A 19,666-nucleotide genomic window follows, 5' to 3' on the forward strand; every position below is an offset into this window, starting at 1 on the left:
TCACACCTCCCTCGGGTCGGTTATCACGCCTTTGATCGCACTTGCAGCCGCAGTCGCCGGGGAGCAGAGGTATACCTCGCCCTTCGTGCTGCCCTGCCTTCCGCGGAAGTTGCGGTTGGATGTCGAAAGCGAGACCTCCTCTACGCCAATCAGGCCGAAAGCGCCTCCCATACACGGTCCGCAGCACGGGGCCTCGAATAGTGCGCCGGCCTCGACGAACTTCTCGATGATTCCTGCCCTGAGGCATTTCAGGTACTCCGTCCTCGAAGCCGGGATCGCGATCACCCTGACATCCGGCGAGAACTTCCTGGCACCCATGACCTCTGCGGCCTCGGCGAAGTCCTCGTATCTCCCGTTCGTGCAGGAGCCGATGAAGACCTGGTCAAGATGTGTTCCCTCGACCTCGTCTATGTCTACGACGTTATCGACATTATGCGGAACCGCGACCTGCGGGACGAGATCACCGACATCGTACTCCACCTTTCCCGCATATGCAGCGCCCTCGTCGGCCTTCAGGTCGAAAGATCCGGCCTTTGCCGCATCGACATCGCCCCACTGCGAGAGCCACTTCCGGGTCTTCTCGTCAGGCGGGACGATCCCTGCCTTTCCGCCCATCTCGATCGCCATATTGCAGCATGTCATCCTCCCGGGAATCTCCATCTCCTCGAATGCCTGCCCGGTGAACTCAGCCGCACGGTAGGTCGCACCGTCCGCACCGATATCTCCTATGGTCTTCATGATGAGGTCTTTTGCTCCTACACGGGGTGCGAACTTCCCGTCGGCCTCGATGCGGACGCTCTCGGGAATCCTGAAATACAGGGCCCCGAAACGGAGGACGAATCCCATGTCAGTCGAGCCGATTCCGGTCGAAAACGCACCGACCGCACCATATGTACATGTGTGCGAATCGACGCCCACGACTATGTCCCCGGGCATGATCTTTCCCGTTTCGAGCGCGACCTGGTGGCAGATACCCTCCTTTACGTCATAATTATATATCCCCTGCTCCTTCGCGAACTCCCTCATCATGATGTGGTTCTCGGCGGCGGTAATCGAGTCGGCCGGGACCTGGTGGTCGAAGATCATGATAATCTTCTCCGGGTCGAAGACCTTTCCGCCCTTCATCCTGTGGAACATGTTGACGGCGAGCGGGCCGGTAATATCATGGACCATCGCCGCGTCAACGGGCACAACCCTCATTTCTCCAGCCGATACGTCACACCCGCATTTACGGGAAAATATCTTTTCAGTTATCGTTTTTGTCATATCTGTACACCAGATTCAGTGCGTTGACCATCGCCTCTACCGAAGCCATCACAATATCGGAACTCGAAGCCCCGGCGTCGAACACCCGGCCGTTCTCGTCCTCGACCGCGATAGATACGTGGCCGATAGCATCGCTTCCGCCTGATATCGCGGCCACGTTGAAGTCCTTTAGGATGACCTCCTTAGGGACTACATTCAGCAGGGCCTTCATCGCGGCATCGACCGAACCGTTGCCGGTCATGCACGAGACCTTCTCCTCGCCGTTGACGATCGCCTTGACCGTCGCGGACGGCAGGACATGGCTTCCAGTCATCACCGCGAAGCCGTCCAGGGTTATATCCTTCACCACAACACCGGTTCCGCAGACGTTATCGGCGATCTCGTAGAGGTCGTTCTCCTCGATCTTCTTTCCGTGCGATGCGATCTCCTTGATCTTTGCGACGATTGCATCCAGTTCGTCTTCCGAAGGATTCATCCCCACCTGGTCGAGCATCTGGCGGACGGCGTGCTTGCCGACGTGCTTGCCGAGCTTCAGCCTTCTCCTGTGGCCGACCATCTCGGGGGTCATGATTCCCGGCTCGAATGTGCTGGAGTTTGCAATAACGCCGTGAGAGTGGATTCCGCTCTCATGTGCAAAAGCATTGTCGCCGACGACGGGGTGGACTGGCAGAACAGAAATTCCCGAGTATCTCGAGACCATACGCGATACCTTCACCAGGTTCTCGGTCTTAACACCAGTATCAAATCCGAGGATCGATTCAAGTGCCATAACGGTCGAAGCGAAGTCCGCATTTCCGGCTCTCTCGCCTATTCCGTTGACCGTGACCTGCACCTGCGATGCCCCGGCCTCCACGGCGGATACCGAGTTCGCGACCGCCATCGAAAAATCGTTGTGGCAGTGAACGTCGATCGGGCATTTCACATCCTCGCGGATGGCAGATATCAGGGCGCTCATCGACGAAGGAGTCGCGACTCCCACGGTGTCGGGCACGTTTATCGTCGTCGCTCCCGCGTCGACCGCGGCCTTAAAGACCTCGCTCAGGTACGGAACTTCGGTCCTCGTCGCATCCATCGCCGAGAAGAGAACCTTATCCACGTTCTCCCGTGCATACCCGACGATCCTCGATGTGATCTCAAGAACTTCTTCGCGGGTCTTTCGGATGGTATTCTCCCGCTGGACATCGGACGTGGGTATGAACACGTGCACCATATCGACATCACACTCGATGCACCTGTCGACATCGGATACAACAGACCTTGCCAGACCGCAGATGTCCGCTTCCAGCCCGAGCGAGCTTATCATCTTCACGGTCTCGAACTCGGATTCCGAAGATGCCGGAAAACCTGCCTCAATTACGGATACGCCCATCCCGGATATCGCTCTAGCAATATCGAGCTTCTGGTCGAGAGTGAACGAGACGCCAGGCGTTTGTTCCCCGTCTCTTAAAGTCGTATCAAAAACAGAAATTTTCTTCGTAGAACTATTCTTATCGCCAAAGAAAGCGACCTGCCGCATCTGTTGCGACTACTCCTGCATCAAAACGTTTTGATGACATGCAGATTACATTAGCTCCATATAATATTTAAGAGTGTTGCAATTCGCACCGAAAATAAAGAATGATACAGTTGGGGTGCACCAAAATATATGTATTATAAATCCTGACTGCACCACATTTATAGATCACTCGCTTCGCCGGTTTAAAGCCGTCAGGAGCTCTTCAGGCTTCTTCGACCCGAAAAGGATCTCCTTCTTCCCTTTAAGGGTGAACCGGACACCTCCCCGGCCTGCAACGGTGTACGCCTTTCCGCGCCTGTTCCACCTGATGCCCCAGCCTCCAAACTCGCGGAGCCCGCTGTAATCCACGACCTCCGCCTTTTTGATATCGTGGGATTTTATGGTTCTCCACTTCAGGTGCACCGGGAAGTAGCGGTAGCCGAACACCCCGTTCATTACTCTCGTTTCGAGACGGAGGCTGAACATGAACAGCGGAAAGAGGATTCCGAAAATGACCATTATCACCCACACGGCACTGTCGGGTGCTGGATTGTTCCCGACGGGGATGCCGAGGACCACCTGGACGGCGAATATGCCCCATGAAAATATTGCGATCGCCCACACGACTATGACCATCAGGGGCTGGTCCTTCGCCATGTACTGGGCCTCGTAGAATTCCGCAGGAGATTCTTCTTTCTTCATATCTTACCTTAAATTCACATTTCGGCGATTTATAACTTTCAGGGAGATGGCACGAAACCCTTATCCCTGCGATAGCAGCAAAATTCAGGAAATTACAAACTTCAAAGAAAAAAGTCTGAATGAATTAATTTAGAATTGAAATCAGAGTATGCTTTCAAGTTGTTTTTCAAGTTTGTCGAGTCCTGCCCTGACATCGTCGAGGTTTCTTCCGCCTGTAAGGATGACTTTTCCGGATGAGAAAAGAAGAGCTACAATCTTGGGATCGTCGAGGCGGTATACAAGGCCGGGAAATTGTTCGGGCTCGTATTCGATGTTTTCAAGATTCAGGGCGACTACGATCCTGTTGAGGTTGATCTGCTTTTCGGTATCGTAGGAGCAGACCATATTCGTTATCGCAACATCGGGTACATCGAATGTTGAAACTCCCGCCGCTTTCAGTTCCTTCATGAGATAGTCGAGGCCGAGCTTGAGGTCTTCCTCTCTCCTGATTCCTGTCATTACGATCTTTCCCGATGAGAAAACCAAAACCGCAACCTTCGGGTTTTCAATCCTGAAGACCGCGCCCGGGAACTTCTTCTTATTGAGTTCGCAGTTTTCGATTTTTTCTGCGATATCCTCGAGATCTATGGAATCGGCAATCACACCGGATGCTACGATATTTTCTATCTTCAAATTCTTGTATTTGTTATCAGACATCTCTTATTCATATTAGGGCATTTGACCATAAGACTAACTAATCCGGGTCGGGATTTTATCTTGTGGGACCGGTTGGCGGTCGGCTGTTTACTCATTTTCATACACTGTCTGCGTGTATGCAATGTATTTGGTTGTCGGAAGTTTTGTTGGGGCGATGTATGTTCCCGGATCTGAAAAAGATTATAGGTGATTTTAACTAACATTGATGTATGAGTACGTCAAAGGCTCCTTTCTACACCCCGCAGGAGGTTGCAGACAGGCTCAGAGTTGAGACGAGAACGGTTCATGCATGGCTGCGTGACGGTACAATGAAAGGTATGAAAGTTGGCCGGCTTTGGAGAATCCCGGAGAGCGAGATCGATCGTGTCAGGAATAACATCGGTCCTGCAAACGGAGATCTGGGTTTTGATATACGCTACAAACCGCAGAATATGACCGACTACGACTATGCCTATAAAAATTTCAGGATCGAAGTCCCCGAGAAATTCAATTTCGGGTATGATGTCATCGACCAGTGGGCCGACAGGGAGAGAAACAAACTCGCGATGATCTGGGTGAACACCCAGGGCAGCGAGAAGAAGTACTCTTTCCGCGACCTGAAGAATCTCTCGAACCAGGCGGCGAATATTCTTCTGAAATACGATATCAACAAAGGGGATCGCATCCTTATAATGCTGCCACGTATCCCCGAGTGGTGGATCTTCGTCATAGGTATTATCAAACTCGGTGCGGTTGTCTGCCCGTGTCCTGTCCTTCTTACACCAAAGGATCTCAAGTACAGGATAAATGTAGGAAAGTTCAAGATGGTCATCACCGATCTCGAGAATGCTCCGAAGATCAATGAGATCTGCAAGGAGTGTCCGTCTCTCCGTTCGAGATTCGTAGTCGACGGCGAACTCGAGGGCTGGGCGAGTTATCCTCTCGAACTGCTTTATCCTGCACCGGTTTCACATAAATCTGTCAGCATGCCCGAGAGCTTTACTACATATGCCGACGACCCGATGCTGATCTATTTTACATCCGGGACTACCGGCGAACCAAAGATGGTTCTTCATAATAATGCATATCCTCTCGGTCACAGGGTGACCGCCGAACTATGGCATGACCTGACACCAAATGACGTCCACTTTACGTACTCCGACACCGGCTGGGCGAAATGTGCCTGGGGCAAGATATTCGGGCAGTGGATTGCGGGCGCCTGCCAGCTCATCATCGATGTGAGGGGGCATTTCGAGGCCACGAAACTGCTTCCTTTCATCGAAAAGTACGAGGTGACGAGCTTCTGCGCACCGCCGACAGTGTACAGAATGCTCATTCTTGCAGACCTGAGCAAGTTCGATCTTCGCGAACTCCGTCACTGCACCAGTGCCGGCGAACCGCTGAACCCGGAGGTCATCAAGGTTTGGAAGGAGGGAACGGGCTGCACAATCTATGAAGGATACGGGCAGACTGAAACATGCTGTGCAATTTCATCTTTCCCCTGCATCAGGAACAAACCAGGTTCTATGGGCAAGCCTTCGCCGGGATGGCACATCGAGCTTCATGATGACGACGGGAAACCTGTCGGAATTCACGAGGAGGGAAGGATTGCCATCTCTCTCAACCCGAGGCCGGTGGGGCTTGTCGTCGAGTACATCGACAACCCCGAGGCGAACGCAGAATCTTTCCGGAACGGATTTTATTATACCGGCGACAAGGCGTACAGGGACGAGGACGGTTACTTCTGGTTTGTCGGCCGCAACGACGATGTCATAAAGAGTTCGGGGTACAGGATTGGTCCGTTCGAGGTCGAATCGGCGCTTCTCGAACACCCGGCAGTCCAGGAATCGGCCGTCGTAGGATCTCCCGACAGGATACGCGGTCTTATCGTCAAGGCGTTTGTCGTACTCAACAAAGGATACACACCGTCGGAAGATCTCGTGAGGGACATCCAGAAATACGTCAAGACAGTGACGGCACCGTACAAGTACCCAAGAGCGATCGAATTTGTTGATGAACTGCCCAAGACTCTTTCCGGAAAGATCAAAAGGAACGAACTGAGGGACAGGGAGCTCAAGGCATTCAGGAAAAGGGAATAGATTTCAATTTTTCAATTTATTTTTTCACTGTTCTGGTGCGCCTAACTGATTAAGCCTAAATACTATGCACCATAAATTTTATTGATATGGTGCGCTTCTCCGTAACAATGGATGATGGTCTCGTCGGAAAAATCGACGAACTGTCTGAAAAAAAAGGGATCTCACGTTCCGAATGGATCGGCCGCTCCTGCCTGAATTCGGCGGACGAGAGCGTCCTTCCCGACGGCCAGGGATTGTCCGATCTGCTCTCCCTGCGGGACAGGATTCCTGAAAATATTCCGAATGTAACAGATTATGATGATCTGTATAATAATTTCCATGTCACAGTCCCGGACTTTTTTAACTTCGGTTTCGATGTAATCGATGCCTGGGCGAAGATCGACAGGAATAAGATCGCGATGATATGGTCCAACCTGGCCGGCGACGAGAAGATATTCACCTTCCGCGACCTGAGGAACCGTTCGAACGAGGCGGCTAACATGCTGCTCAAATACGGGATCAAGAAGGGCGATCTGGTGGCGATTATGCTCCACCGTGTTCCGGAATGGTGGTTCTTTGCGATCGCATGCATAAAACTTGGTGCAGTTTTTGTCCCGTGCCCGACGATGCTGACGACGAAGGATCTGGTCTACAGGATCAACGCCGCGAACATCAAGATGATCGTAACCGACATGGAGAACGCCCCGAAGATCAACCAGATCTGCAGCCAGTGCCAGTCTCTCAAGTCAAGGCTTGTCGTCAACGGAGATATGGAGGGCTGGGTCAGTTATCTCGTCGAGCTCGATTATCCTGCCCCGGTCTCCAGCAAACTTGCAGTAAGCGGCCTCGAAAAGACCCGCTCCTCGGACCCGATGGTCATATACTTTACATCCGGGACGACCGGCGAGGCAAAGATGGTTCTTCACAACCATGCCCTGCCCATAGGTCATATCACTACCGGGGCATACTGGCTCGACCTGAAGAAGAACGACATTCACCTGACGATCTCCGACACCGGCTGGGCGAAATCTTCATGGGGCAAGTTCTTTGGCCCGTGGATCCAGGGATGCTGTAGTGTGGTGTATGATTCCCGCGGGAAGTTCAACGCGACCGAGGTCCTGCCTGTTCTGGAGAAGTACGGGGTGACGACATTCTGCTGTCCGCCGACGATATACCGTATGCTGATCATGGCGGACCTCGACAAGTTCGACCTGACTTCTCTTCGCCACTGCGTGAGTGCCGGCGAGCCGCTGAACCCGGAGGTCATCAAGATCTGGGAAGAAGGAACAGGCCTTAAGATCTACGAAGGATACGGCCAGACCGAACTGACTCTTGTTCTTGGCACGTTCCCGACGATGAAGGTGAAGCCGGGTTCGATGGGCAAACCCTCGCCCGGCTGGCATATCGAGCTTCACGACGAGGACGGAAAACCTGTTCCGACCGGTGAGGTGGGAAGAATTGCGGTAAAGACGAACCCGAGGCCTGTCGGGATGTTCGTAGAATATCTCGGGAGCCCGGAGACTACCGCCGAATCCTTCCACGGCGGATTTTATTATACCGGCGATAAGGCATACATGGACGATGACGGCTACTTCTGGTTCGTCGGCCGCGACGACGATGTCATAAAGAGTTCGGGTTACAGGATCGGTCCGTTCGAGGTCGAATCGGCACTTATCGAACACCCCGCCGTGCAGGAGTCCGCGGTTATCGGTACTCCCGATCCGATAAGGGGTATGATCGTAAAGGCATTCATTGTCCTCAAAGGAGGATTCGAGCCGTCCGAAAAACTCGTCCGCGACATCCAGAAGCATGTCAAGACAGTGACCGCACCATACAAGTACCCGAGAGAGATAGAATTCGTCGAGGAACTCCCGAAAACGATTTCCGGCAAGATCCGGAGGAACGAACTTCGCGAAAAGGAGAAGAAGCATCTAAGGGAAGCGGAAGACTAAAACCAATCTTTATTTTAAGGGAACAACAATAAGATAGAGGAATATCGGTGCGAGTGCTTTCGCCCGTTTTAAATCCCGAAAAATTGTATTTGCATTGGAGCGAGGGTTGCCGAGCTTGGCCAAAGGCGCTAGGTTCAGGGCCTAGTCATGTAGATGTTCGAGGGTTCGAATCCCTTCCCTCGCATTTTTTTGATTTTAAGTTGTTTAAATCTAATTTTACTTTCATTAAAAGCCCAATTATTTATTATTCAATGAAACCCTGATAATGCAGTCTTCACAAGAAAAGCGAACGTTTCCAAGGAGCCGGACTCAAGATCCGATCTTGTAGGAGTTCGAAGGTTCAAATCCTGCCTCTCGTATTTTTTGATCGGGCAGGTTTGTTTGAAAGTTTAAGCGGCTAAATATTTGTAATCATTTGACTTTCATATCAACAAATAGATTCTCACTCTCATCAAATGACTGATGAATTGTATAATATTGAACCCGCCCACCTCTGATGCAATCTCTAACGGCACGTTCTCTTTTACTTAAATTAGCTGTTTTCCCCGTTTTTATCTCGATAAATGCCACCTCCTGTATCTCGTCTTCATCTGATAATCCATCAAAGACAATAAGATCAACCGGAGTCCCCAAAAATCGTGCATCCTTAGGATTATAGGGAAAATCTGGAAAGAATGGGATCAGACACTCGGTAACTTTTCCTCGGGTAACAGATTGGCTACGCTTTATTGCATCGGTACGGATATTTTGCTCTTCGGCTAATCTCCAGTTTTCAAATTGGATTCGTGCTTTTTCACTGGAAAGTCTTTCAAGTTCTGTTGTTTTCCATCTGTCAATATCTTCACTTTTTTTCTGACTCCACGAATCAAAAATCACCCTTGCTTGTTGCTCAATTTGACCCTTTATTTTTGAATAATTGTAAAATAAAACTAAAATAACAATGAATAATAAAAATATGAGAGCCCATTCAATCATAATATCTTAAAACTCTGTCTCATTTCGCTATATACAGTTTTCCAATCTGCATTAATGTCGCAAATCTAAAATATTGCTCCTAAAAAACGCCCGACAGCCTCCCCTGAATAACCGCCCAAACAGCCGTGCGAATCCGCTCCTCAAATCTTTTCGTCGCTCCCCTGCACGGCACTGTAAACCTCCTCTTGCAAACGCGGGTCTCCGTCAAAAGAGTACGCCGGTCGCGGTTGATTACCGGCTGAAGTAGATCGAAATGACTACAAAACAGATCAGAAAAGGGGCGGCCGAATTCCTCACCAAGGGCGGGGAGGAATGAATTCTCTTTTTTTATATAACAGTGATTCCCTGAAATATGATGAGGTTGCACCCTGCGACAAAGAGGGCAACTATCTTTAACTTTTGAAAACTTCTCATATCTGCACAGCCGGTGAAGCGTTTATATTTTTACAAAAATTATGAGTCCATTTATATGCCCAAATGAATCCGATTAAATTACCTGCGATCTCCCCGACAACGATTCCGTACCAGACTCCTGTTACACCCATGTCAAGGTATAATCCGAAGAACCAGGCAAACAGAATTGTCGTAATAACACTCCGGAAGAGTGTTACACAAAGTGACTGAATACCCTTTCCGATTCCCTGGAAGAAGGATGCCGCAAATATTCCAAATCCCAGAAAAGGAAGCGTAATGCTGATGATTTTAAGGAATTCCGATATGCCGGCGGCTAAATCCGCCGAAGACTCGGTATATGAAAATACCATCGCAATATAGGGAGCAAAGATATACATCAGCAGTCCGAGGCAGATCCCTACCAATAAACCGAATCTTGCAGAGAATAGAAGGTTCCCGCGTAATTTCTTGAAATTGCGTGCACCATATGCTGCTCCTTCAATTGACATTACAGCAGTTCCTATTCCAATAAGGGGGGACATTGCAACGAACAGGACTCTGAAACCTGCAGTATACACTGCCACTGCATTGGCAGTTGCAACAATTACGAGAATCAAATCGATTACAAACATTGTTATCGACATGGATACCTGCTCGATTGATGCAGGAACTCCGACCTTTAAAATATCTGAAAGAACTTCTTTTTTAAATGAGAAGAATTTCAGATTATACCTGACATATGTATCCTTTTTGATCATAGTCCAGTAATATAGGATTACAGACGAAAGAGCAACGGATATTACCGTTGCCCAGGCAGCACCGGTAATCCCCCATCCGAGGATATAGATGAGTACAGGATCAAGAAATATATTCAGGATTCCTCCGGCAATTAATGCGTACATCGAACGCTTTGCGTCCCCTTCGCTCCTGAGAACTGCTGCTATGACATTTGAATAAATTGTGAAAATACCAAGACCACAGACAATAACAGCATAATCAGAGGCAAGCGCCGCTGCCTCCCCGGCACCGATAAGATCGAACAAAGAATCCGAAAAGAGGAAAAAAACGATTGCGGAAATGATACTTACTATAATCGTAAGAATTAGCGCATGATTGCCTGCATTATTTGCGTCGGAATGATTATTTTCGCCGATATGCCTTGCTATTGCGGAACCAGCTCCCATTCCAAGGCCATTCCCAATTCCGTAGATCACCATGTAAAAAGGAGCCACAAAGCCCGTTGCGGCGAGTGCAAGGTTTCCGAGCCCTGAAACCCATATGGCATCGACGACATTGTAGAGACTCATTATCAGCATTGCGATCATCATCGGAACGGATAGGCTGATAAGAGCCTTCTTTGAATCTCCCAAGAGTATATTTGTGCAGTAAGATCCTGTTTCGCTCATATCCGGATGTACATTTTAAAAAAATGCAAATTATCATTAATGAAACTGCGAAAGTTTCACGATTTGTATCTGAAGTGGCCGAATGAAAAGGACAAATCTCTGAAATAATTGATATCAAAACAATTTATTATGTAAGCAGAGATGTTCCGGCCAAACTCGTTTATGAAATGATTTTAATGAAATTAAAGAGAATCTCGTAATAAAAGAATAATAAACCCGGTGTTCTAAATGAATGAAAAATTGATTGGCAGTCTTTTGAAACTTGGATTTACGGAATATGAAGCCCGGGCGTACCTGGTAATTATTCAGCTGAACCTCTCTTCTGCAAATGAAATTATCGAGCTCTCAGGTCTGCCCCGCGGGAAGATATATTCTACATTAAATCAGCTTGCCGGAAAAGGTTACATAGGAGTAAACGAAGGCAATCCCGCTTTATATTATCCGGTAAATCCTGTGGAAACAATAGCATTATTAAAAAAACAGGTGCTGGCAGATTTTTCCGAGCTTGAAGAAGATATAATTGCCATGAGCAGAAGAAACAACCTCAAACCGTCTCTTTTCTGGGACATCCCAAATCCGGCAAATATAGAGAATAAACTCAGGAATTTTCTAAAAGGCGCTAAAAACGACATATTCATCCTCCTGGACGATCCTGAAATGTATCCATTAATTGAGAGTGAACTTTTTAAAATAAGGAAAAAAATCAAAATTTCAATTCTGGTCCCGGAAGACCTGAAAGCCCTGGAAAATAAGTTTAAGTTCCATATAATGAATGAAAAATTAATCAATTTTTTTGACGAAATGGATGGCCTCATCGGTGACGATCTCCCTAAAAACTTTCCAAAAAAAGGTCCGAGTGTTTTGATAATAATTGACAGCAGAAAGTCATTGGTTGCAATTCACGAATCATCAGGCTACCTGGTAGGAATATCCTATGATATAATCTTTACATACAATCAGAAAAAAATTATAGAATTGCTTGCACCGGAAGTTTTTGGAAAAAAGTAAAAATTCTATATTACTCGCTTAATTTGTGAAACTATCCCGGTTTCATACTCTTAAACACTCTTTTCATTCAATAAATTATAGTTAGGATTTCAGATTCCGTTTGACTGGTATCTGGAAGAAGGAGGTTTAGCATGAGCCCTGAATCATATATTTCCGAAAAAGTTTCTATAAATAATATATCCTGTGAAACCTGTTTGTTATGGGAAGAAGCCGGTTTCATCCCACCCAAGAAGGATCTCTATCTTATTGAATTTCTCCATCTTTCATTTTTGAATGGTGGTGATATTGCCGAGACAGATCTGCAAAACAGGTTGTCAGAAAATATCACAAAATCTGCCTTGCAATCCGGCGATTCGGTTTATATTTCAGATCCTGAAAAAATGTATCTGTTCGCTGCCGATATGAAGATTGAAACTGGAAATAAAGATGATAAATCTATTGCAGCAATGATTACCGAAGAGATAATTGCTGAATATATGTCAATTTTCAATTTTCATGATCTTTTGAAAGATGAAAGGAAACCCGAATTTCACTGAACTGGCTGGAATATATGATAAATTAAGATAGGAGTGATATATTTTGAAAAATCCCTTTGAATTTTTGGCAGAAATGATATATAAGAGACCGTTTCTTGCAGCCGGATTAATTATAGTAATGCTGATTGCTGCGATATCCGGCCTTACAATGGTTTCAATGAAGACCGGAACCGAGACTTATCTAAATCTTGATGAGCCGGTGGGTTCCCTTGTCGATCATTATTCGGATGAGTTCGGATCGTCATCCATTATCCTTATCATTGAGGGTGAAGATCTGTCTTCACCGGGTGTTCTGGAATATCTTGATTCGCTCGAGGAGGATTTCAGGGACGAAAGGTATGTAGACGGGGTGAGCAGTCTTGCATCTTTCCTGAAATCTGCAAATGATGGAGTTTTGCCTCAAAGTACTGCCGAAATAAATAATATTCTGGATAATTCCGGTGATGCCCTTGATTCGGTTTTGCCTTCCCCTATTCTTTCCCTGATGTATATAACTCTAGAATCAGGATTGTCGGATGACTCTCAGACAGGAACTGTCAATATGGCGGAATCTGTTCTCGAATGTTCGGAACCACCTGCGGGAGTGACTATTACCATATCGGGTAGTCCGGCGTTCTCCGTCGAGATGCAGGAGGATATGGGAAGCAGCACTATGTCTTTAATAGTTCTTGCACTTCTCCTTATGATAATTGCAATGGTGTTCCTTTTCGGCCATGTGCGTTACAGGATGCTTCCCGTTTTTACTGTGTTTTGCGGGATAATTCTGACTTTTGGTGTGATGGGATTTGCCGGGATAAAGATCAGTACCGTTGTTGTGGCAGCCTTCCCTGTTCTTATCGGTATTGGAATTGATTATGGAATACAATTACATTCGAGACTGGATGAAGAGATCCGAAAAACATCCTCTTTAAAAGATGCGGTATTTATTACGGTTGCAAATTCCGGTCCTGCAGTTCTTCTTGCAATGATTGCAACGTCTCTTGGATTTGTTGCCCTTAAGCTCCTTGCACCTGCTCCTATGGTGGGAGATTTTGGGACTATATGCATTGTAGGAGTTATCTGTTGTTATATCACGGCACTTCTGATAATTCCCACATTTGCAGTGATTTTTAAGTATAAACCGAAAAAAGGAGAACTGAACGCTCTTGATTCTGCGGAATCCTGCCAGTTGGAATGGAAGGGATGCGATGATAAACCAAATGTGAAAAAGGGCAGCAAGGGATCTTTTATGGAGAAATATGATATTCTCCTGGGAAATCTTGCAGCAAAGATTGCAAGGCATCCGGTTGCGGTAATATTGGTTCTATTGATGGTCGGTATAGTGGGCATACAGCTTGATGACAGGATAATTGTTGACTGCGATGAAGACGCAATGGTCTCGCAGACAATGCCGGCAAAGATCTCTATGAACAAAATTGAGAGCACTATCGGATCAACGAGCTCGATTACGGCATATATTAAGGGGGATTCAATAAAAGACGTGGATACACTGCAATGGATTGATGATTTTTCAAATTATGTCCTTAACAAACAGGATGAGATTATCGGCGTATCAAGTATCGTCTCTGTTATAAAAGAATATAATAACGGTGTTCTTCCAGGCAATCAGCAGGAAATCGATGCTATATGGGATGAGATACCTTCCGATACAATTAATCAATACGTATCCGGAAATACCGAGACAGTGATTGATTTCTCTATGAATGATCTTTCCATGCCGAAGACCCAGTCCTTGATAAATAATCTGAACGACGATCTTGACTGGTATGGCTCTCATCCCGGGATAACTGTTACGTTTACGGGCCAGATGGTTATGTTCAGCTGGATGATGGAGCAGATCTCCGATTCAAAGAATCTGATGACATATGCCGGATTTTTGTTTATATTAATCTACCTTCTTCTGGTTTACCGGAGGTTTTCGGCAATATCCCCTCTTGTCCCGATTGTGATTATCGTTGGCTGGAATAGTCTAATTATGTACTGCCTTGGATTGACCTATTCGCTTCTTACTGCATGTCTTGGGGCAATGACAATCGGTGTTGCATGCGAATATACGATTCTTATCATGGAGAGATATCAGGAAGAAAAGGCAAAAGGAGGAGATATGATAACGTCTATACAGACAGCGGTCCAGAAGATAGGAACGGCCATAACGGTCTCCGGCCTCACGACCGTTTTGGGTTTTTCAGCTCTTATACTTGCTTCATCACCGATGATCCAGAATTTTGGGATTACTACGGTAATGACTGTAGCTTTCTCTCTTGTTGGTGCGATAGTCGTTATGCCTGCCGTAATAGCGTTGTTCGAGCAGTTCAGGACTTATGTAGATAAAAGAAAGGCCGGCGAGGCAGGTGTGAGGTTATAAATTTCCGTTAAATGTTTTGGAGGGGTTTCCATGTAAATTATGAGGAAGGCTTCATATGTAACCGGAAAGAATGTCCATACAATCTCTTTTTATTAGATAGGAATGACTTCTTTTTTTGTGTACCGGCCGGGATTGCTCCGCTGGGGGGATGGCTTTTGTACTTATAGGTATAATGTGAACAAGAACATGCCATGTGAAGTTCCCATACGGTCGATTTTAGGCGTTATTTTCCTGCAAAATCTTTATAAATCCAATATTTCAGGATTGTTTGTCAGTTGACTTTGCCATGTAAATCCATTTGTCCAGTCCGAAGAAAAGGTATGTTAAAAGGCTCCGAATCTCTTTTTTTTGGATAAAACCCGATCTCAGGTACAGGTTTATCGCCGGATTTGAAGAAGCCGCACAGAGAGTAAGCCAGGAAAAACCTTTACCTGCCGCATAATTCATGGCATATTCCAGAAGTGCAGAACCTATTCCAAGACCACGGAAATCTGTATTGACTGCAATATATTCGATATAGCATTCCCCTGCTTTTGCACTCTCTTCAAGCAACAATGCTCCGGCTGCAAATTTAAGTGCCCGTACAAGTCCATATCTTCTGAACACCGGCATCAGCCTGAAATCACTATCTTCTCTCATTTGTCCGGGAAATTTCAGGAGGATTACTCCCGCAATATTTCCTTCTGTTTCAGCGACAAAATACCCGTCGACAGGATTTCTGCAGAAAAAACCGGTCTCTAACATCAGCTCTGCCGCTTCTGAACAGTCAGTGTCAAGAAGTGAACCTATTTTTCCGGAAAACGCTTCGGTCAGCACTCCGTTTACCTGATCGAAATCTTCTCTCCTGAAAGGGCGGATTTTAATGTCGGCGTTTTTCATCATTCTGCAATCCATATTTGCTGCTTTATTGACGGCATCACATCTCTATTATAGAATCAACGACACCGTCCTTCAGGTATATTACTTTGTCAAAATATTCCCTGTGCCAGTCCTCATGAGAGACCATAACAATTGTCTGGTTCATCTCGGTGTTGATCTTCTTACAAAGGTCAAGAACCATCCTTGAGTTTACACTATCCAGATTAGCACAGGGTTCGTCGGCAAAAAGAATGTCTGGTCTGCTGACCATTGCTCTGGCGATCGCAACCCTCTGCTGCTGGCCTCCCGAAAGCTCCCTCTGGAGGTGACCTGTCCTTTCGGAAAGACCGATGATATTCAAAATATTCATCCCTTTGGTTGTATAATCCAAAATATCCTCACCTCTGACCATAGAGCACAGGCAAACATTTTCAAGTACCGTAAGTTCGGGTATTAGTGCGTAATCCTGGAATACGTACCCTAGTTTATTCAGCCTGAACATCGTTCTCTGTTCATCGGACAGGGAATTGACATCCTTGTCATCAATAAAGATCCCACCGGAAGTCGGTCGGTCAAGGAGGCCGATCATATGTAAAAGGGTGGATTTTCCCGAGCCGGAAGGTCCCATCAAACCGACAAACTCGCCTTTTTCTATCTGTATACTTACCCCGTTTAATGCACGAACTTCGACGTCGCCCATTGTATAGTATTTTTTGAGACCATCTGTAGTTATCATATTTTCAGCCTCTCATCGCCTTTAAAATATCTTCACTTGCAATCCTCCACGCCGGAATATAACCTGCAACAGCTGCTGAGACAAGCAGCACAATTCCATTCCCTATTATGTCTGTAAACCGTATATACGGGACGATGTCGCCCTCGGGAAATTTTATAGGGTAAACAGAAAAATAACCTGTTAAAAGTCCGAGAATTACTGTTCCGAGGATCGTTCCGAGGATGGAGAGGATCATCACCTGAAACAGATAATTATTGATAATGATACTTTTTTTCAGCCCTATGGCCTTCATTATCCCAATCTGCCTCCTGTTGTTGATCGTCTTTATCATGATTACAATGAAGATTACGACGATTGCAATTACAAGGCTTACAATCATTGTCATATCGTTGATAATCCCGTAGCTCTGAACAACCCTTCCATATGCTTTTCCGAGAAACTCTCTCCACGTCTTAACCTTTTCATGGACTCCTGACTGCAGGATGGCGGTCTTTACTTCTTTTTCACTAATTCCTTCCTTTGCTTTCACATAAACGGCCGATGCCTCATCGATATCTTCCCCATAAACTTCTTCGAGATCGGTCCAGGTAATAAAGGCCATTGTATCCACCTCCATAAGACCGGTTGAAAAGATACCTTTTATCCTGTATTCCTTGGTGACGCCGTTTGTAAATTCAATTGTAATTGAATCACCTGCCCGGACTCCTCCAAGAGACGGGATTAAATCCTCCGATTCGTCCCTGTTACCTGCAAGGAGTTTGCCGATTATTATCTCTCCCCTGTCATTGTCACCCAGATACTGCCCCTCCACCATCTTGTCTTTAACTTTACTGACAAGAATTTCATCACGGGGCACTACCGCATTCACGCTGTTTAAGAGCCGTTTGCCTTTTTGTTTAAGAACAACAGATGCGACATACCTGGGAGATGCCCTTAGAACACCGGGCACCCTGTTCAGTTCTTCAACGAGATCTCCGGTGTTCGTAATGAACATGTTCTCATCATTATCCCCTTTTGGTTCGATAATCACATTTGAAAAATAATAGTCTAGGGATTTGTCCTCGAAATCCTTTATCGTCCCGGTAATTATGGAGGGGAGAAGGATCATATTGGTAAATACCATTGCAATTATGATTACTGTCAGAATAGTGCTTCCGGCACTTCCTCTTTGAAGGGTTTTTATTGCAAGGAAGAGAGAAACCTTCAGATCATTGATCATCAGCTCTGCTCCTTTTTCTTCCTGTTTCGGTAAAACAGGTAACCTCCGCCAATAATAATCCCTATCAGCACCACATGCACCCATTCGTCACTGGATTTGCTTACAGTGAAACTGATCTTTTCATTTACCTTTTTCTCCCCCCAGTCGTCTGTAAAGGTTATATCCAGATCGGCCGGGTATGTCCCGCTCTCCATTCCGTTAAATAGAAAAACTGCTGGAGCATCATTTCCGGGTTTTATTCTACCAACAAAGGCCTGGAATTCCTGACCGTCCTGCATGATGAGTTTTGCAGTAAGTGACCGGGCTTCACCGGTCCCTGTATTCTCGATTCTAATTATCAAGTCAAAATTTTCATCATTGATTACCCTGACCGGATTTGTTTCAACGGAAGATATCCCGATCTCTCCTTCACCTTTTAGCATTACATCGAGGAAGTCATCAGATTCTGTCTTTTCACCCTCGATTGTATAATATGACAACGATACGGGCATGGATTTGATACCTGTAAGCTCCCTGCGCTCTGTGATCAATTCGATATCAAAAGATCTCGACATTCCCGGATCAAGGGAGCCTGCATAAAAACTACCGGTGCCCCTTGGCGCGATTACCTCCTCGATTGTACCCAAATCCACCTTTACTTCATCTGCCCTGCTTTGCCCTTCGTTTGTGATAATCAAGCTGCCGGAAACAGAATCCCCCGGGTGAATTGATTCCGGGATTTCACCCTTTACCGTCAGGTATCCTCTCTTGCTGAATTCGAGTTGTGTATCTACATTAACAGGAACTGGAAATCTAAGGTTTTTTGCATCCTTCACACCTGCCCAGACTTCAGGGAAATATATACCCGGTTTTGTTGGAGCCTCTATGTAAAAAGAAAGTTGAATCTCCTGACCCGGACCGATATCTCCAAGAAACTGATTATTCCCTCCCAGAACTGTTATTCCGTTGGGCTGGAGGAAAAGACTTTGAATCGTTGGATTTTTATCGGCTGTAATGGTCCTGGGCCCGTCACTATACTGTACTATTCTGGTTTCTGTTGAAGTAGTGGCTGTATTTTTAAGTGTGACTTCTACCACTCCTTTCTCCCCCGGCATTAAAACAGAAGGCTTTACTTCATAACCTGTTACTGTAACTGTAGGGTCTCCGGCACTGACTGATGTAACAAAACCCACGATAATTATGGCAGATATCGCCACGATAATCAAATAAGTTCTCATAATTTTCTCCATCTTTACAAACCAATTATTCATTAAACTAACCGATGAGTTAGCAATAACTAATACATTCTATTGAGTTATAAAGCTAACTGGCCAGTTAGTTATATGCACGCATTTATACCGTATGGTGGAGATAATATATTCCATGCCAAGAGTGATGCCCGAATATAAGGAACAGGCACGTTTGAAGATCCTGGAAAAGGCCTTTATCGTTTTTTCAAAAAAAGGATATCATTACACTACCATGGACGACATAGCCTCGGAAGTAGGGGTTACAAAAGGCACATTATATGTCTACTTTAAAAGCAAAGAAGAACTTTTCAGGGCAATGGCAGGTCTGCACAGTTCGATGTTTGATGAAAAACTCCTTAAATCATTTAGTAATAAAAGTTTTAAAGAAAATTATGGATTATTCTTTGATCTGTACGTCCGGATGAACTCGGGAAATGAACCCCTGATTTATGAACTCGCTTCACTTTCTACAAGAAATAATGCGGTTAAAAAGATGTTGCAATTTGAAACAGAAGAGAGTGAGCGTAGGTTAATCGCATTTTTTACGCAACAGGTCAATAATGGATATCTGCCAGAGGAGACAGATTTGGAGAAATTGTCGGTTACGATCTGTCTGCTTATGGAAGGATTGATGGAAAGAATTTTTTTCGGTCTTTCAAAGAAGGATGCAAAGAATATCTGGATTGAAACAATAACGAAAATTATTGGGTAATCAATAAAAAAAGGTATTGAAATTAGAATTATTCCGGTTATCTTCACAGATTGTCTAAATA

Annotated in this window: 16 protein-coding genes and 1 tRNA gene; 7 read left to right on the top strand and 10 right to left on the bottom strand. The window is 45.9% G+C overall.

What is annotated here, in order from left to right; all coding sequences use genetic code 11:
• The 4 genes from MPET_RS05505 to MPET_RS05520 all read right to left on the bottom strand — a co-directional run bounded on the left by MPET_RS05505 (position 1) and on the right by MPET_RS05520 (position 4,159).
• Entirely contained in the window at positions 1-1,266 is a 1,266-nt protein-coding gene (locus MPET_RS05505; RefSeq protein WP_013329020.1) for a 3-isopropylmalate dehydratase large subunit, read from the bottom strand.
• Positions 1,247-2,782 carry a 2-isopropylmalate synthase gene (locus MPET_RS05510; RefSeq protein WP_013329021.1) on the bottom strand — a complete coding sequence of 512 codons (1,536 nt, stop codon included), beginning with the start codon at positions 2,780-2,782 and terminating at the stop codon, positions 1,247-1,249. The genes MPET_RS05505 and MPET_RS05510 overlap by 20 nt, the downstream gene beginning before the upstream one ends.
• A 165-nt stretch (positions 2,783-2,947) precedes the next feature.
• Positions 2,948-3,463 (bottom strand): DUF6141 family protein, encoded by a 516-nt coding sequence (locus MPET_RS05515; RefSeq protein ID WP_013329022.1) that lies wholly within the window; start codon positions 3,461-3,463, stop codon positions 2,948-2,950.
• Positions 3,464-3,604: 141 nt separating this feature from the next.
• Positions 3,605-4,159: a TATA-box-binding protein gene (locus MPET_RS05520; protein ID WP_013329023.1), complete on the bottom strand. Its 555-nt coding sequence runs from the start codon at positions 4,157-4,159 to the stop codon at positions 3,605-3,607.
• Between the two features lie 209 nt (positions 4,160-4,368).
• On the opposite strand from MPET_RS05520, the gene MPET_RS05525 reads away from it, so the two are divergent.
• The 3 genes from MPET_RS05525 (at position 4,369) to MPET_RS05535 (ending at position 8,352) form a co-directional block, all read left to right on the top strand.
• Positions 4,369-6,237, top strand: coding sequence for an AMP-binding protein (locus MPET_RS05525; protein ID WP_013329024.1), 1,869 nt, complete (start codon positions 4,369-4,371; stop codon positions 6,235-6,237).
• Positions 6,238-6,323: 86 nt separating this feature from the next.
• Complete coding sequence (locus MPET_RS05530; RefSeq protein WP_013329025.1) at positions 6,324-8,168, top strand: AMP-binding protein; 1,845 nt, start codon at positions 6,324-6,326, stop codon at positions 8,166-8,168.
• Positions 8,169-8,267: 99 nt separating this feature from the next.
• Positions 8,268-8,352, top strand: a tRNA-Leu gene (locus MPET_RS05535).
• Between the two features lie 227 nt (positions 8,353-8,579).
• Here MPET_RS05535 and MPET_RS05540 read toward each other — a convergent pair.
• Both MPET_RS05540 and MPET_RS05545 read right to left on the bottom strand, forming a co-directional pair.
• Complete coding sequence (locus MPET_RS05540) at positions 8,580-9,143, bottom strand: Holliday junction resolvase-like protein (RefSeq protein WP_013329026.1); 564 nt, start codon at positions 9,141-9,143, stop codon at positions 8,580-8,582.
• A 410-nt stretch (positions 9,144-9,553) separates the two neighbouring features.
• Positions 9,554-10,942 carry an MATE family efflux transporter gene (locus MPET_RS05545; RefSeq protein WP_013329027.1) on the bottom strand — a complete coding sequence of 463 codons (1,389 nt, stop codon included), beginning with the start codon at positions 10,940-10,942 and terminating at the stop codon, positions 9,554-9,556.
• Positions 10,943-11,170: 228 nt separating this feature from the next.
• Between MPET_RS05545 and MPET_RS05550 the strand changes: the two genes are divergently transcribed.
• The 3 genes from MPET_RS05550 to MPET_RS05560 all read left to right on the top strand — a co-directional run bounded on the left by MPET_RS05550 (position 11,171) and on the right by MPET_RS05560 (position 14,851).
• Positions 11,171-11,950, top strand: coding sequence for a TrmB family transcriptional regulator (locus tag MPET_RS05550; protein ID WP_013329028.1), 780 nt, complete (start codon positions 11,171-11,173; stop codon positions 11,948-11,950).
• A gap of 131 nt (positions 11,951-12,081) precedes the next feature.
• Positions 12,082-12,486, top strand: a complete 405-nt coding sequence (locus MPET_RS05555) for a hypothetical protein (RefSeq protein WP_013329029.1) — start codon at positions 12,082-12,084, stop codon at positions 12,484-12,486.
• A 73-nt stretch (positions 12,487-12,559) separates the two neighbouring features.
• Entirely contained in the window at positions 12,560-14,851 is a 2,292-nt protein-coding gene (locus tag MPET_RS05560; protein WP_225353852.1) for an efflux RND transporter permease subunit, read from the top strand.
• Positions 14,852-15,109: 258 nt separating this feature from the next.
• Here the strand turns inward: MPET_RS05560 and MPET_RS14420 are convergent, their stop codons facing one another.
• Genes MPET_RS14420 through MPET_RS05580 form a run of 4 tightly spaced genes read right to left on the bottom strand, consistent with a single transcriptional unit; the run spans position 15,110 to position 18,914 of the window.
• A complete protein-coding gene (locus tag MPET_RS14420) occupies positions 15,110-15,733 on the bottom strand; it encodes a GNAT family N-acetyltransferase (RefSeq protein ID WP_013329031.1) in 624 nt (207 codons plus the stop codon).
• 34 nt (positions 15,734-15,767) lie between these two features.
• Positions 15,768-16,445, bottom strand: a complete 678-nt coding sequence (locus tag MPET_RS05570) for an ABC transporter ATP-binding protein (protein WP_013329032.1) — start codon at positions 16,443-16,445, stop codon at positions 15,768-15,770.
• Between the two features lie 4 nt (positions 16,446-16,449).
• Positions 16,450-17,664: an ABC transporter permease gene (locus tag MPET_RS05575; protein WP_013329033.1), complete on the bottom strand. Its 1,215-nt coding sequence runs from the start codon at positions 17,662-17,664 to the stop codon at positions 16,450-16,452.
• A complete protein-coding gene (locus tag MPET_RS05580; RefSeq protein WP_148222190.1) occupies positions 17,664-18,914 on the bottom strand; it encodes a COG1361 S-layer family protein in 1,251 nt (416 codons plus the stop codon). The genes MPET_RS05575 and MPET_RS05580 overlap by 1 nt, the downstream gene beginning before the upstream one ends.
• 91 nt (positions 18,915-19,005) lie before the next feature.
• On the opposite strand from MPET_RS05580, the gene MPET_RS14425 reads away from it, so the two are divergent.
• Positions 19,006-19,605 (top strand): TetR/AcrR family transcriptional regulator, encoded by a 600-nt coding sequence (locus tag MPET_RS14425; protein WP_013329035.1) that lies wholly within the window; start codon positions 19,006-19,008, stop codon positions 19,603-19,605.
• Positions 19,606-19,666 lie beyond the last annotated feature (61 nt).

The sequence above is a fragment of the Methanolacinia petrolearia DSM 11571 genome, from assembly GCF_000147875.1.
In the GTDB taxonomy this organism is placed as follows: domain Archaea; phylum Halobacteriota; class Methanomicrobia; order Methanomicrobiales; family Methanomicrobiaceae; genus Methanolacinia; species Methanolacinia petrolearia.

Bases quoted from the DNA above. Each gene is read 5' to 3' on its own strand.
- MPET_RS05505 (WP_013329020.1), bottom strand. From the start codon at position 1,266: ATGACAAAAACGATAACTGAAAAGATATTTTCCCGTAAATGCGGGTGT.
- MPET_RS05510 (WP_013329021.1), bottom strand. From the start codon at position 2,782: ATGCGGCAGGTCGCTTTCTTTGGCGATAAGAATAGTTCTACGAAGAAA.
- MPET_RS05515 (WP_013329022.1), bottom strand. From the start codon at position 3,463: ATGAAGAAAGAAGAATCTCCTGCGGAATTCTACGAGGCCCAGTACATG.
- MPET_RS05520 (WP_013329023.1), bottom strand. From the start codon at position 4,159: ATGTCTGATAACAAATACAAGAATTTGAAGATAGAAAATATCGTAGCA.
- MPET_RS05525 (WP_013329024.1), top strand. From the start codon at position 4,369: ATGAGTACGTCAAAGGCTCCTTTCTACACCCCGCAGGAGGTTGCAGAC.
- MPET_RS05530 (WP_013329025.1), top strand. From the start codon at position 6,324: ATGGTGCGCTTCTCCGTAACAATGGATGATGGTCTCGTCGGAAAAATC.
- MPET_RS05540 (WP_013329026.1), bottom strand. From the start codon at position 9,143: ATGATTGAATGGGCTCTCATATTTTTATTATTCATTGTTATTTTAGTT.
- MPET_RS05545 (WP_013329027.1), bottom strand. From the start codon at position 10,942: ATGAGCGAAACAGGATCTTACTGCACAAATATACTCTTGGGAGATTCA.
- MPET_RS05550 (WP_013329028.1), top strand. From the start codon at position 11,171: ATGAATGAAAAATTGATTGGCAGTCTTTTGAAACTTGGATTTACGGAA.
- MPET_RS05555 (WP_013329029.1), top strand. From the start codon at position 12,082: ATGAGCCCTGAATCATATATTTCCGAAAAAGTTTCTATAAATAATATA.
- MPET_RS05560 (WP_225353852.1), top strand. From the start codon at position 12,560: ATGATATATAAGAGACCGTTTCTTGCAGCCGGATTAATTATAGTAATG.
- MPET_RS14420 (WP_013329031.1), bottom strand. From the start codon at position 15,733: ATGATGAAAAACGCCGACATTAAAATCCGCCCTTTCAGGAGAGAAGAT.
- MPET_RS05570 (WP_013329032.1), bottom strand. From the start codon at position 16,445: ATGATAACTACAGATGGTCTCAAAAAATACTATACAATGGGCGACGTC.
- MPET_RS05575 (WP_013329033.1), bottom strand. From the start codon at position 17,664: ATGATCAATGATCTGAAGGTTTCTCTCTTCCTTGCAATAAAAACCCTT.
- MPET_RS05580 (WP_148222190.1), bottom strand. From the start codon at position 18,914: ATGAATAATTGGTTTGTAAAGATGGAGAAAATTATGAGAACTTATTTG.
- MPET_RS14425 (WP_013329035.1), top strand. From the start codon at position 19,006: ATGGTGGAGATAATATATTCCATGCCAAGAGTGATGCCCGAATATAAG.